The organism is Planococcus massiliensis (assembly GCF_000821325.1).
Taxonomy (GTDB): Bacteria; Bacillota; Bacilli; order Bacillales_A; family Planococcaceae; genus Planococcus; species Planococcus ruber.
This window is the reverse complement of record NZ_CCXS01000001.1, coordinates 2,962,619-2,976,539: the sequence shown is the minus strand read 5'-3', so window position 1 is coordinate 2,976,539 and position 13,921 is coordinate 2,962,619. Positions and strand designations below refer to the sequence as shown.

At 46.3% G+C, this 13,921-nt stretch carries 15 protein-coding genes; 13 read left to right on the top strand and 2 right to left on the bottom strand.

Annotated features, from left to right (window positions below; genetic code table 11):
• The first annotated feature begins 26 nt into the window (after window positions 1–26).
• The 8 genes from BN1080_RS14830 to BN1080_RS14795 all read left to right on the top strand — a co-directional run bounded on the left by BN1080_RS14830 (window position 27) and on the right by BN1080_RS14795 (window position 6,952).
• Window positions 27–977: an ABC transporter permease gene (locus BN1080_RS14830; protein ID WP_052653285.1), complete on the top strand. Its 951-nt coding sequence runs from the start codon at window positions 27–29 to the stop codon at window positions 975–977.
• Entirely contained in the window at window positions 970–1,920 is a 951-nt protein-coding gene (locus BN1080_RS14825) for an iron chelate uptake ABC transporter family permease subunit (RefSeq protein ID WP_052653283.1), read from the top strand. The genes BN1080_RS14830 and BN1080_RS14825 overlap by 8 nt, the downstream gene beginning before the upstream one ends.
• A complete protein-coding gene (locus BN1080_RS14820) occupies window positions 1,917–2,678 on the top strand; it encodes an iron ABC transporter ATP-binding protein (protein WP_052653281.1) in 762 nt (253 codons plus the stop codon). Before BN1080_RS14825 ends, BN1080_RS14820 begins: the two co-directional genes overlap by 4 nt.
• Before the next feature lie 21 nt (window positions 2,679–2,699).
• Window positions 2,700–3,659, top strand: a complete 960-nt coding sequence (locus BN1080_RS14815; RefSeq protein WP_052653279.1) for a siderophore ABC transporter substrate-binding protein — start codon at window positions 2,700–2,702, stop codon at window positions 3,657–3,659.
• A 366-nt stretch (window positions 3,660–4,025) separates the two neighbouring features.
• Window positions 4,026–4,328 carry an antibiotic biosynthesis monooxygenase family protein gene (locus BN1080_RS14810; protein WP_052653277.1) on the top strand — a complete coding sequence of 101 codons (303 nt, stop codon included), beginning with the start codon at window positions 4,026–4,028 and terminating at the stop codon, window positions 4,326–4,328.
• 158 nt (window positions 4,329–4,486) lie between these two features.
• Window positions 4,487–5,554, top strand: coding sequence for an ABC transporter permease (locus BN1080_RS14805; protein ID WP_052653275.1), 1,068 nt, complete (start codon window positions 4,487–4,489; stop codon window positions 5,552–5,554).
• Window positions 5,555–5,558: 4 nt separating this feature from the next.
• Entirely contained in the window at window positions 5,559–6,236 is a 678-nt protein-coding gene (locus BN1080_RS14800; protein WP_052653273.1) for an ABC transporter ATP-binding protein, read from the top strand.
• A 101-nt stretch (window positions 6,237–6,337) separates the two neighbouring features.
• The gene (locus tag BN1080_RS14795; RefSeq protein WP_052653271.1) at window positions 6,338–6,952 is read left to right on the top strand and encodes a phosphatase PAP2 family protein; all 615 of its coding nucleotides are present in this window, start codon (window positions 6,338–6,340) and stop codon (window positions 6,950–6,952) included.
• Between the two features lie 45 nt (window positions 6,953–6,997).
• Here BN1080_RS14795 and BN1080_RS14790 read toward each other — a convergent pair whose 3' ends face one another.
• Together BN1080_RS14790 and BN1080_RS14785 are read right to left on the bottom strand one after the other, a co-directional pair.
• Complete coding sequence (locus BN1080_RS14790) at window positions 6,998–8,281, bottom strand: ammonium transporter (protein WP_052653269.1); 1,284 nt, start codon at window positions 8,279–8,281, stop codon at window positions 6,998–7,000.
• Between the two features lie 12 nt (window positions 8,282–8,293).
• Entirely contained in the window at window positions 8,294–8,635 is a 342-nt protein-coding gene (locus tag BN1080_RS14785; protein WP_052653267.1) for a P-II family nitrogen regulator, read from the bottom strand.
• A gap of 148 nt (window positions 8,636–8,783) precedes the next feature.
• On the opposite strand from BN1080_RS14785, the gene BN1080_RS14780 reads away from it, so the two are divergent.
• From BN1080_RS14780 to BN1080_RS14760, 5 genes are all read left to right on the top strand, one after another.
• Window positions 8,784–9,425 carry a uracil-DNA glycosylase gene (locus tag BN1080_RS14780; protein WP_052653265.1) on the top strand — a complete coding sequence of 214 codons (642 nt, stop codon included), beginning with the start codon at window positions 8,784–8,786 and terminating at the stop codon, window positions 9,423–9,425.
• A 161-nt stretch (window positions 9,426–9,586) separates the two neighbouring features.
• Window positions 9,587–10,396, top strand: a complete 810-nt coding sequence (gene zupT, locus BN1080_RS14775; protein WP_052653263.1) for a zinc transporter ZupT — start codon at window positions 9,587–9,589, stop codon at window positions 10,394–10,396.
• A gap of 52 nt (window positions 10,397–10,448) precedes the next feature.
• Window positions 10,449–11,396 carry a DUF4003 family protein gene (locus BN1080_RS14770; RefSeq protein ID WP_052653261.1) on the top strand — a complete coding sequence of 316 codons (948 nt, stop codon included), beginning with the start codon at window positions 10,449–10,451 and terminating at the stop codon, window positions 11,394–11,396.
• Between the two features lie 109 nt (window positions 11,397–11,505).
• Window positions 11,506–12,723: an MFS transporter gene (locus BN1080_RS14765; RefSeq protein ID WP_052653259.1), complete on the top strand. Its 1,218-nt coding sequence runs from the start codon at window positions 11,506–11,508 to the stop codon at window positions 12,721–12,723.
• Between the two features lie 153 nt (window positions 12,724–12,876).
• Complete coding sequence (locus tag BN1080_RS14760; RefSeq protein WP_052653257.1) at window positions 12,877–13,731, top strand: GNAT family N-acetyltransferase; 855 nt, start codon at window positions 12,877–12,879, stop codon at window positions 13,729–13,731.
• Window positions 13,732–13,921: the final 190 nt, after the last annotated feature.

The following is a 13,921-nucleotide window of genomic DNA, read 5'->3' as shown; positions in this document are numbered from 1 at the left end:
TTATTGAACACGGATGAGGGGCAGTTATGAAAAAACGTTATTTAATACCAGCACTGATCATACTGTCTGTTATTTCGCTGTTTGTCGGCGTCAGCAGTATCAGCATCATTGATCTGCTCGACTTCCAATCGGAGGAGACGCAGATTTTCCTGATCAGCCGTCTGCCAAGGCTGGTCGCCATATTGTTGGCGGGTGCAGGGATGAGTATGGCAGGACTCATCATGCAGCAACTGAGCCGCAATAAATTTGTGTCTCCGACGACGGCAGGTACACTCGATGCCACTCGACTGGGGATTCTCGTCTCGATGCTATTGTTCGCCAATGCTTCGATGCTTGAGAAAATGGCAGTGGCATTCGCATTTGCACTTGCCGGAACGTTTCTGTTTATGCAAATTCTTGACCGCATCAAATTCAAAGATGCTATATTCATCCCGTTAGTCGGACTGATGTTCGGAAATATCCTTTCATCCATTACGACATTCTTCGCTTATAAAGCGGATGTCATCCAAAACATGTCGGCATGGCTGCAGGGTGATTTTTCGATGATCATGAAAGGGAGCTATGAGCTTCTCTACATCAGCATTCCGGTCTTTATCATCGCGTATATTTATGCAAACCGCTTTACCGTAGCCGGAATGGGAGAAGATTTCTCGAAGAACCTTGGATTGAAATACCGTAGTGTTGTCAATATCGGCCTGGTGCTTGTGGCATTGATTACCGCAACTGTCGTCTTGACGGTCGGTATGATTCCGTTTCTTGGGTTGATCATCCCGAATATCGTTTCGATTTTCAAAGGCGATCACCTTCAAAAAACATTGCCGCACACGGCGATGCTTGGGGCCATTTTCTTGCTGGCATGCGATATTTTAGGAAGAGTATTAATTTACCCGTATGAAATTTCCATCAGTTTAATGGTCGGTGTCATCGGCAGCTTTATTTTCCTCTTCCTTCTGTTTAGGAGGAAAGCCTATGCGTGATTTACATAAGATGCTCATATTGGTCGGTTTGGCATTAGCGGCTTGCGGCGTCTACCTGTTCCAAGACTTGAACGGAAGCTTCGATTATGCCTTGCCTAGGCGCGGCGTAAAAGTATTCGCCATGGTCCTTACCGGAGTGGCGATTGCGTATGCGACCGTGGTTTTCCAAACCATCACGCATAACCGGATCCTGACTCCGAGCATCATGGGCTTGGATTCGCTTTATATGATGCTTCAAACGCTGCTGATCTTCTTCTTGGGATCAGACCATATCACCATTATGAACAAACAAGTCAATTTTGTTTTATCGATTGCAGCAATGATTGTTTTTGCTTTGCTGTTCTATCATCTGCTTTTTAGAAAAAACAATCAGCCGATTTACTTCCTTTTATTAATAGGCATCATTTGCGGAACTTTTTTCGGAAGCATCTCGACGTTCCTGCAAGTGCTGATCGACCCGAATGAATTCCAGATTGTCCAAGATCAGATGTTTGCGAGTTTCAATAACGTCAATTCGGATCTGGTCTGGCTTTCGGTCATCGTAATCGCCTTATTGATCGTGTTTGCCTGGAGGTATAATTCATCTTTGGATGTATTGTCTCTCGGGCGCGATACGTCAATCAATCTCGGCGTCGACTACGATGCACTCGTAAAAAAAATGCTCGTATTGGCTGCAGTACTGATTGCCATTGCGACGGCTCTTGTTGGACCGATTACGTTCTTCGGTTTGATTGTGGCCAACTTATCGTATCAATTCTTTAAAAGCTATAAACATTCGGTTATCATTCTCGGTGCTGCTGTCATTAGTATTGTTGCGTTAGTGGGCGGCCAATGGATAGTGGAGCGTGTGTTCACGTTCAATACTACCTTGAGTGTCATCATTAACTTCATCGGTGGAGTTTACTTCATCTACTTACTATTAAAGGAGAGTCGATCTAATTGATTCAAGTTCGCGAACTGACAAAGTTATACGGCAAAAAGCAAGTGGTGGAAAATGTTTCGGTTGATATTCAACGCGGCCAGATCACGTCCTTCATCGGACCGAACGGCGCGGGGAAATCCACGCTGCTTTCAATGGTCAGCCGGCTGTTGGATGCAGATACAGGAGAAGTGCTCATCGATTCGACGAACACGAAAAAATTGAAATCCAATGAGTTCTCCAAGCGTGTCTCGATCCTGAAACAGTCCAACTTCATGAATGTCCGTTTAACGATCCGCGAACTGGTTTCTTTTGGCCGCTTTCCGTATTCAAAAGGCCGGTTGAACGAAGAAGACGAAAAAATGGTCGATCAAGCGATTGACTACATGGATTTGAAGGAACTGGAGAATTCCTACATGGATGAATTATCCGGCGGCCAGCGCCAACGCGCTTTTATAGCCATGGTGATTGCACAAGATACGGATTACGTTCTGCTTGATGAACCGTTGAATAACCTGGATATGAAGCATTCCGTTCAAATCATGAAAATCCTTCGCCGCCTGGTCGATGAACTGGGCAAGACCGTTATCATTGTCTTGCACGACATCAACTTTGCATCCGTCTACTCCGACCGCATTGTCGCCTTGAAAAATGGCCGTGTCGTCAAAGATGGTCCGACAGAAGAAATCATTCAAAGTGCAGCATTAAAAGAAATCTATGACATGGATATTCCGATTCAGCAAATGGACAATTGCCGCATCTGCGTCTACTTCAATTCTTAAAAAAGAGGAGCTCGAATAAAAATGAAAAAATGGTTATTGATCGCATTTACATTAATGATGGTCGCTTTCTTAGCAGCTTGCGGTTCAGATGATGCAACAGATGCCAACGCAGCTAAAGCAGATACAAAAGAAGAAGCTGAAACTGAAACAGTTACAGTGGCACATGAACTTGGCGAAACAACTTTTGACAAAAATCCTGAAAAAGTAGTGGTCTTTGACTTCGGAATTTTGGATTCAATGGACAAATTGGGAATCGAAGCAGTAGCGGGAGTTCCTCAGGCAAACATTCCAACGTATTTGGAAAAATACAGTGATGCAGAGAAATATGAAAATGTCGGCACATTGAAAGAAGCTGACTTTGAAGCTATCCACGCATTAGATCCGGACTTGATCATCATCTCAGGGCGCCAAGCGGCAATGTACGAAGAATTTGCGGATATCGCGCCAACCATCCACATGGGTGTGGACACAACAAAATACATGGATTCTTTCACACAAAACATGAACACGCTTGGAGAAATCTTCGGTAAAGAAGACCAGGTTAAAGAAGAATTAACAGCAATCGATACGCAAATCGAAGACTTGAAAACAAGTGTAACGGACGAAAAAGCATTGATCGTTTTAGCGAATGAAGGCAAAGTAAGTGCATACGGTGCGGCATCACGCTTCGGGATCATCCATGACGTATTTGGTGTAAAACAGGCTGACGAAGGCATCGAAGCTTCAACTCACGGCCAAAGCATTTCGTTCGAATACATTTTGGAAACAAACCCGGACATGATGTTCGTGGTGGACCGCAACGCGGCAGTAGGAAATGATGCAAGCGCCAAGGACTCACTTGAAAACGAATTGGTGGAAAAAACAACAGCTTATCAAAATGATAAAATCATCTATTTGGATCCAGACTTCTGGTACCTATCAGGCGGCGGATTGCAATCTGTCAGCCAAATGGTAACAGACATCCAATCTGCATTTGAGTAAGAAAAGCGGAAGCGCCCGTGTAGCCCCGAAAGGCATAAGACGGACCGGCGAAGCGGCGCATTTTGCCGCATAGCTGGGATGGCTTATGACCCGAGGGGCTGGGCGCTAGAGTCTGGACAGAAAGAAAAGCGGAAGCGCCCGTGTAGCCCCGAAAGGCATAAGACGGACCGGCGAAGCGGCGCATTTTGCCGCATAGCTGGGATGGCTTATGACCCGAGGGGCTGGGTGCTAGAGTCTGGACAATAAGAAAAGCAAAGGGCCTGCGGAACCAGGTGCTGGAGCTAGCTAGAAAAACAACACTTAGCGGGCTGCTTACCGCTGAGTGTTGTTTTATAAAATGCGAAAACCGGGAATGGAGAGTTGGATATGTTTGTACAAATGAAGCGTTTTATCGTGAAAGAAGGAACGTCCGATCTTGTAGTTAATCGTTTCGCAGGGCAAAATAAATTGGCGGAACAGCCAGGGTTTATCGACCGGACGATTCTAAAGAAAAACATTCGCCGCGGCGATGAAGAAGTCATTTTGTATGTGCGCTGGGAATCGCAGGCAGACTGGAAAAATTGGGAGAAGCACCCCGACCACATTGCCGGGCATAAAGCGAACATCGGCAAGCCGAAGCCGGAGCACATCCTTCAGGTAGAGCAAAACACATACCATGTGATGGAATAGCGTACTCAAAGACAGACTGTCACAAGTTTGTCTTTTTTCATTTTCAAAAAGAGGGTTTAAATCGCGAAAATGGGTATATAATAAATGTATAGGTTTTGTATAACTTAATAGGCAGTTTGGAAAAGTGCCTAACATATCAAATAATAGGAAGTGGAAAGATGTTTTTAGCCTGGAACGAAATTCAAAAAAATAAGCTTAGATTCACTTTAATCATTGGCGTCTTAATGCTTGTCGCCTATCTCGTGTTCTTTTTATCGGGTCTCGCCAACGGCTTGGCCAGTTTAAACCGGGAAGCGGTGGACAAGTGGGATGCTTCTGCAATTGTCTTAACCGAAGAATCGGATAAAAGTTTAGTGGCTTCAACGATGACGATCGACGAAGCGGAGGCGATGGAGGCTGATAAAACAGCAGTTCTTGGACAGATCAACGCCATTGCCCGGACGGATGACCAAAAAGCGAACGTTTCTATTTTCGGTATTCGGGAAGATGAATTCATCATGCCGGAAGTATCGGAAGGTGAAGCTTTTTCAGCGGACAATGAAGTGATTGCGAGTGACACCATCAAAGAAGATGGATTTGCTTTAGGCGATGAATTGGAGTTGTCCTCTACGGATGAAAAGCTGACGATTGTCGGTTTTACAGAAGATGCCCGCTTTAATGCAGCGCCGGTTCTCTACGGAGATTTAGGCACTTTTCAACGAGTGAAGTTTGGTGAAGCGGCTGAAGCGAATGAAGACCAAATCAATGGAGTGGTCGTGCGTACCGATGACATCTCGGCCGTTACAGACAATAGCGAACTGGAAGCGATCGAATCGGAAACGTTCATTGAAAACTTGCCGGGCTACACGGCGCAAAGTTTGACGCTGAACTTCATGATTTATTTCTTATTCGCCATTTCTTCCGTCATTGTTGCGATTTTCTTATATGTGCTGACGGTGCAGAAAATCAGCATGTTCGGGGTGATGAAAGCGCAAGGAATTCCAAGCGGCTACTTGGCGCGGTCAGTCGTCGCCCAGACATTCATCTTGGCAGCTATCGGGGTAGCCATCGGGCTCATCCTGACACTGGTGACAGGAGCATTCCTGCCGGCAGCTGTACCGGTTGCGTTTGCAATTCCGACCATGTTGATCTACGGCGTCATTTTAGTGGCGGTCGCAATTATCGGGGCTGTATTCTCTGTATTGACCATCGTCAAAATCGATCCTTTGAAAGCAATTGGAGGCTAAACAAATGGCAGTATTGGAAATGAACCAAATCAATAAAACGTTCGGCAGCGGCCACAAAAAAGTGGACGCCCTTAAAAAAACCGATTTTCAAGCAGAAAGAGGCGAATTGATCGCCGTCATCGGGCCTTCGGGTTCCGGGAAAAGCACATTTTTAACGATTGCCGGCGGCTTGCTGTCGCCGACGAGCGGAGATATTTTCATCAACGAGAAAAATATTGCTTCGCTAAATGAAAAAGAGCTTTCCAAAGTGCGCCTGAAAGAAATCGGCTTTATTCTTCAAGCGTCGAACTTGATCCCTTTCTTAACAGTGGACAAGCAGATGAAGCTGTTGGATAAAGTGAAAAAAGACAATATGAACAAACAGGAACTGGAACAGCTTTATGAAGACTTGGGCATTACAGATCTGCGCAACAAATACCCATCTGATTTATCCGGAGGGGAGCGCCAGCGCGTAGCGATTGCCAAAGCGCTCTACAGCAATCCGTCGATTATTTTAGCGGATGAACCAACGGCATCTTTGGATTCAGACCGCGCTTATGAAGTGATGCAGCTTTTAAGAAACGAAACGAAAAACAAAAAAACGACTACCATTGTTGTAACCCATGACATCCGGCTGATCGAGTATTGCGATAAAGTCTATAAAATGGTGGACGGCGTTTTGAAATTGCACGAACAAAGCTGATGTGAGAAGCCCTTGGCAGCAAAAACTGCCAGGGGCTTTAATTTTGCACCAGCGGCTAAAAAAGCTATCATTGATAGTAAGAAGAAAGGGAGGTAAGGACCATGAAGCGTTTGTTTTATCCGCTCGGAATGGCGACTTTACTCGGCTTTTTTGCAATCCTTTTCAGTTATTCCAGCGAGCCTTTTCGAGAAATTGACCGCGCGATGTCGCAAAGTTTGAAGAGTATGCGAGCGTTGGACGGAATGTCGCTGCTTGGCGACCAATGGGTAATCTTTGCGGTCAGTGTAGCGCTCTTCTTATATCTTTGGCTGTCCCAGCGAAATTACAGGGCAATGCTCTTTGTCGTTTTATCCGTAGGGGCAGGGAATGCGCTGAACCAGTTGCTGAAGCATCTTTTTGAGCGGGAACGCCCGGATTTTCCGCACGGATTGGAAAGCTTCAGTTTTCCTTCAGGGCATGCGATGGTTGGCCTGCTTTATCTGTTCACTGCGGCTTATTTTATTTCTGAACAGAGCCTCTCCAAAACGGCGAAATGGATTGTCTGGCTTGTTGCAATTGGCCTTACCGTAAGCGTAGGCTTATCGCGGGTCGCTGGCAGTGAACATTATTTTTCGGATGTTTTGGCAGGCTGGTGTGCGGGCTACACTTGGTTTATCGCAGTAGCGATTTGGTATGAAGCAAGGTTCCGCGCATTGAAGAAAAAAAGAAGAACATAGAAAAGCTGGCTGCGAATTTTTCGCGCCAGCTTTTTGGTTAAAGTATTATGAATTTTTTGGTGCCACGGTGTGCTTTCCAAGCTGATTAAGCCGCTCTGCAAAACTTTCGTTTACTGGGGAAGTACCGCTTAAAACATCTTGCATGGCATAAGCTTGAGATCCGTGTTCTGAGAAATCGAGTCCGCTCTCTTCGTCTTCTGCTGTGACGCGAAGCGGGATGATGGCATTCACGGCAAATAGGACAATTCCAGCTGTGACGGAAGTCCAGGCGATGACCGCGAGGATACCGACTGTTTGAATCCCCAATATTTCTGCGCCGCCGCCGTATAATAAGCCGCCTGTTGTATCAAAGAAACCAAGAGCGAGGGTTCCCCAGATGCCTGCTACGCCGTGGACAGCGACAGCACCGACCGGATCGTCCACCCGTATTTTAGAATCGAGCAAGCGAACTGCTTCCGTCATGATGATGCCTGCTAAAAGGCCAATTGCGATTGCGCCGATAAACGAGACATTGGCAGCGCCGGCGGTAATGCCGACAAGGCCGGCGAGTGCTCCGTTCATCGTCAAGGAAGGATCGATTCGTCCGAAGCGGAAACGGGTATAGACAGCTGTAGATAGAACAGCGGCAGAAGCTGCGAGTAATGTATTCAAAATGACTGGCGGCACGAGTTCCGGATCCGCAGCGAGCGTGCTGCCGCCATTGAAGCCGAACCAGCCGAGCCAAAGGATGAATACGCCCAGTGCGCCAAGCGGCAAGTTATGGCCGGGAATTGAATTGACGATTTTCCCGCTGTATTTTCCGAGGCGGGGACCAAGTTTCCATGCGGTGATGAATGCAGCAGTTGCTCCTGTCAAATGCACAACTGTCGATCCGGCAAAGTCGATAAATCCGATTTGGGACAACCAGCCGCCGCCCCATACCCAATGTCCGACCACCGGATAGATAACGGCTGTCATTGCGATCGTGACCAGGACATAAGCGCCTAATCGCATACGTTCAGCAACTGCTCCTGAGATGATGGTTGCGCAAGTAGCGGCAAAAACAGCTTGGAAGACAAAGAATCCGATATCTTCACGCCCTGCGAGTAAAAATCCGTCTGTTCCAATGAGTCCGAAACCTGAAGTGCCAAACATAAGTGCAAATCCGACGAAAAAATAAAGGATGGAGCCGATGGCCACTGTAATCAAGTTTTTCATTAAAATATTCAAAGTGTTCTTAGAACGGGTAAAACCGGTTTCGAGCATCGCGAATCCTGCGTGCATAAAGAATACTAAGATGGTGCCGAGCATCACCCACATCATATCGACTGAACTTTGGACTGCTTCCATTTGAATTCCCCCTTATCCGACTGCGACTACGCCGCGTTCTTTTGTTCTGATTCGTATGGCTTCTTCAACAGGCAGAATGAAAATTTTTCCGTCTCCAACTTCGCCGGTTGAAGCATACTCAAGCAGCGCTTCCACAATGTCTTCGACTTTCGAATCGTCGACGACCATTTCCAGTTTGAGTTTCGGAGAAAATTCCATGGTATAAGCGTTTCCTCTGAAAAGCCCGACTCGGCCTTCCTGTTTGCCGATTCCGGCGATTTCCGTAACGCTTAATCCATCGATGCCTTCTAGAGCCAAGGCTTGGCGCACATTGGCGAAAACGGAAGGGCGGATAATCGTTTCGATCTTTTTCATAGTGTCTCCTCCTTGATACGAGTTTTCTAACATTTATAATGTTAGGTTTGTTAACATATTAAACAATATATTCTGACAACGCAAGCATTAATTTTAATTTATGTTAGAAAATCTAACATTAATTTTGATTAAAGAATGGAGTGGTGAAATGTATAAATTAGCAGATGAACTGGTCGAGCTTGGAATTGAAAGGATTAAAGGGTTTCCGGTGGAAGGATTTGTCCGGGGGAGAGGGCCGGAACATCCAGCGATTATGCTGGTCGGGGAAGCTCCTGGAGAAAATGAGCTGGAAACGGGCATCCCTTTTACCGGAAGAGCAGGAAAAGAGCTGATGGCTTCGTTAAAAAGTGTGGGATTGGAAAGAGAAGACGTCTACATAACGAGTGCGGTCCGGAGCCGCCCGTATAAATGGGGGAAGAAAAAGGAGCGGGATGGGCGGATTACGGAGAGAAAATACAACCGGGCGCCTAAAAAGCAAGAAATTATAGCGCATGCTCCGCTGCTTGATGCGGAAATAAAAGACGTAGCGCCGCCCATCATTGTGACTTTGGGGAATATCGGATTGCGGCGCTTGATCGGCCCGGAAGCTAAAGTAACTCAGCTTCACGGCGTATTAATGGAAACGCCGATTTTAAGATGGGATGAAGGCAGCAAGCAATTTGTGGAAACGGAAGAAATTTATCATGTTTTTCCGACTTTTCATCCGGCAAGTGTGTTCTATAACCCGCCGGTCCGCACATTAAAAGATGAAGATTGGCAGAAGCTTGGAGAGTTGTTGCGCATGAAATAAATAGAGGGCCCTAACGGCCAATTAGCTGAAAAAGCAACTAACCGCTAAATGATCCATTAATACGAATACTTAAAAATCTTTCTTAGTTGAAAAATGTTGCATAAAGGAAACATTTATCGTACAATTACCCTATTCAATTTGAATGGAAGGAAGTCGGGATTATGGATAGTGCAGTCTTGTTTGCCCTCGGTTTGACCTTGCTTGCCGGCTTGGCAACGGGGATCGGGAGCTTAATTGCTTTTTTTGCATCTAGAACAAACACAAAATTCTTATCGGTCTCCCTTGGATTTTCTGCAGGGGTCATGATTTATGTTTCCTTAATTGAAATTTTTGTTAAAGCTAAAGATTCATTGACGAATGCCCACGGTGAAAGCACGGGCTATTGGTTGACTTTGGTCGGATTTTTTGGCGGGATGATTTTTATGGCAGTCTTGGACAGGATCTTGCCGCAGTTGGGAAATCCTCATGAAGTCAAAACGATTGAAGATATGGATGAGGGTCCGACAAATGATGAATACGCACGCTTGCGGAAAATGGGAATCTTTACAGCGCTGGCAATTGGAATCCATAACTTTCCGGAAGGGATTGCCACATTTATGTCGGCTATACAAGATCCCACTTTGGGTGTTGCGATTGCGATCGCAGTAGCTATCCACAATATTCCGGAAGGGATTGCGGTATCCGTGCCAATTTATTACGCAACCGGAAGCCGGAAAAAAGCATTTCAGTACAGCTTTCTTTCCGGAATCTCTGAGCCGGTCGGTGCCTTCGCAGCCTGGCTGATTTTAATGCCTTTCTTAAGCGATACGCTGTTCGGGCTTGTTTTCTCGGGAGTAGCCGGCATCATGGTCTTCATTTCGCTGGATGAATTGCTTCCTGCCGCTAAACGCTATGATGAAGCGCATCTTTCCATCTACGGCTTAGTGGCGGGGATGGCGGTCATGGCGATCAGCCTGGTCTTAATCGTATAAAATGAAACTTTACGCCTCCTGATCTCGTATGTTGAGAAAAGGAGGCGTTTTTATGGACATCGAAAAAATTGAAAGAACAGTGGCTGAAGTTTCCAAAACGCTCGGCTGGTCTGTCGATAAACGGATTGCCGTTGCCGTTGCTAATTTGTATTTGATTCACGGAAAAGATTTTGATAGTAAAGGGCATATGGAAAGTTCAAAGGCCATTAAGAAAACCGAAGGCTGGACATCGCCTTTGAAATCGTATATGCATCATATTGCCGCCGCTTTTCTTACGTTGCAGGAGGAAGCGCCGGAAGAAGGATTGAAAAAAATCAATGAGCGGCAAGATGAATTGAATGCGGCCGGTTTCCGGCGGTCCCCCTATACTTATATCGCGGCCATGATCGTTCAGCATCCTGGAGAAGCGGAAAAGGCGAAGCGGCTGCATGAGGAAATGAAGCAGCACCATAAATTTCTGACGTCGCAGGAAGATATTCCCTATGCAGTGCTGCTTGGGCGGTTAGAAGGCGATGTGAAAGAACGGGCGGCTACCATGAATGCTTATTACAAAGACTTGCGGGAGCATGGATTTTATATGGGCAATGACCTGCAATGGCTTTCGCAGATCATGACATTCAATTCTCCCATTTACCGTCCGGATGTTGTGGGGCGGGTCGTTGCCATCCGGGATTTTTTCCAGAACGAAAAGCTGAAAATCAGGGGTGCGCAATATCCGATTTTAGGGATTTTAGCCGTTGCCGAAGCAAATGGCCAAGCCTTAAAGGGAATTATTGAAAACACGCGCCAACTGGAAAAAACGAAATCATTCAAATGGTATAAAGATCTGGCGTTTACAACAGCTGTCCAATTCGCCATGAAGGATATGGTGAAAACGCAGGAAGTGTCAGCTGTTTCTGTTTCGACATCGCTCGAAATGCTTATGCAAGCTCAACAAGCCGCCATGTATTCCAGCATCAATGCCGCCATTATTGCGAGCAGCAGCAACAATGGAAGTTGAATAGATTGAAAAATTGAACTTTTTAAAGTTCCTTGTCATCATAAGGGATAAACGGTATAGTTACTGTGTAAAGACAGTAGTATACATGTGTAAAGACAGGGGAGTTCAAATGGCTACTATAAGTGAAAAAAATACGGCGCCCATCTCAAGAAATAAATTACTGGGCGTTGCAGGCCTCGGGTGGCTTTTCGATGCAATGGATGTCGGAATCCTATCGTTTGTCATTGCGGCGCTGCACGAAGATTGGAATCTGACTACCGCTCAAATGGGATGGATCGGCAGTGTCAATTCAATTGGAATGGCTGTCGGTGCTTTTATATTTGGCATCTACGCTGACCGTGTCGGCCGAAAAAAGATCTTTATCATCACCTTGCTGCTCTTCTCGTTGGCGAGCGGAGTTTCCGCCCTTACGACGACACTTGCAGCCTTCATCATTTTGCGTTTCTTTGTAGGGATGGGATTAGGAGGCGAACTGCCGGTGGCTTCAACACTTGTGTCTGAAAGTGTGCCGGCGAAAGAACGGGGCAGAGTCGTGGTGCTGCTCGAAAGTTTTTGGGCAGCCGGCTGGCTGATCGCGGCATTGATTTCGTACTTTATCATTCCTTCGTACGGATGGCGCATAGCCTTGCTGCTGACCGCATTGCCGGCATTATATGCGCTTTACTTGCGCATCAACTTGCCGGATTCACCGCAATTTTCAGCGAAAAAAGACGTCCTGCGCTCGATTTCGACGAACATTAAAGATGTATGGTCCAAGAAATACCGCAAGCCGACATTGATGCTTTGGATTGTCTGGTTTACCGTCGTCTTTTCTTATTACGGCATGTTCCTTTGGCTGCCGAGCGTCATGGTATTAAAAGGGTTCACATTAATCCAGAGTTTCGGCTACGTTTTGATCATGACGCTGGCACAGTTGCCCGGCTATTTCTCGGCTGCTTGGCTCATTGAAAAAATCGGCCGTAAATTTGTGCTGGTGACGTATTTAATCGGTACGGCTGCGAGTGCGCTCGTTTTCGGGAATGCGGAAACGGTCGGCATGCTTCTCGCTGCCGGGGCGTTCTTGTCTTTCTTCAACCTTGGAGCTTGGGGAGCTTTGTATGCTTACTCGCCGGAACAGTATCCAACGGTCATCCGAGGGACCGGAACGGGCATGGCGGCGTCATTTGGACGCGTCGGCGGGATATTGGGGCCGTTATTGGTGGGTTCAATGTTAACTGCAGGCTACGGCATTGAATGGATTTTCGGCATTTTCTGCGTTTCGATTATCCTCGGTGCTTTGGCTGTTGCTTTCTTGGGAATAGAGACGAAACAAATGGAATTGGAATAATTTTTGCATAGCCTAAACCGCGCATCCGGTTTAGGCTATTTTTTATTGATTGCAAAAGCAAAGCATGAAAAAATCCTGGCGAAAAAAAGGGATTTTCATCCTTATGGCTAATACAGTATAGAACAGAGATACGAAAAGAAATGAGTGAGGGAAATGGAATGGATCGTTTGGACGGAGCCGTTTGCGTTTGCAAATAAAGTCGAGGGCCCGCTTTATCAGCGTGAAGACGTGCACAGCTTATTTTTGGGGATTCTTAGCCAGATCAAAGAAGGAAAATATGAAGAATATTTCTTGGCCACTGCAGAAGAAAACGGAAAAGTCGCAGCAGTCTGTTTGATGACGCCGCCCCACCCGCTGCAGCTCATTGTTTTGGACGAGGTGCCAGGCATCGAAAAGTGGATTGCCCGCCATCTGTTGAATCTTGAAGTTGAAGTGGGGGCCGTCATAGGAGATCAAGCGGTTGCCTGGAATTTTGCGGATGCCTGGACGGAGAAAAAAGGCGGAACGGCCCGGGTCTTCATGGACCAAGGGTTATATCGCACCGATTCGGTCAAACCGGGGCTTTCTAAAAGTCCGGGCGCTTGGCGAGTGGCAAATAGGAAGGATGCACCGCGCTTGGAACAATGGTATCTGCTGTTTGAAGAAGAAACCGGGATTGGTGTTTCTTCCGAAGTAGAGGCCGGCCGCAAAATTGCCTCCTTCATCGAAGGCAAAGAAATTTATGTGTGGGAAGTGGATGGAGAAATGGTTTCCTGCATGAAAAAGTCTCGCCCTTCCAAAAAAGGGATCACCGTTTCATTTGTATTCACACCAAAAGAGCATCGTCGCAAAGGCTATGCAAGAACACTTGTGGCAGAAGTGACGGAAGAGCTGTTGAACGAATATGATTTTGCCATGCTTTACACCGATTTGAAAAATCCGACCTCCAATAAAATCTATCAGGAAATCGGCTATGAACAAATTGCGAACCCGGTACATTTGGTAATAGAAGAATCTTCGGACAAATAAAGTTTTGGTTCTGCAGAAACCCAACAGACAGGCGGCGGTCAAATTGAAGGGGCTAGCTAATTTCAAGGATTCTGCATGGGCAATCTGACGGGTGCATCTACTGAATCCTCCATCATTAAAAGGAGGATTTTTTTATTTTTTGCAAAGTGGGAAGGCGAGAATAATTCGCCTGGCTTAAGGGTAAAGGATT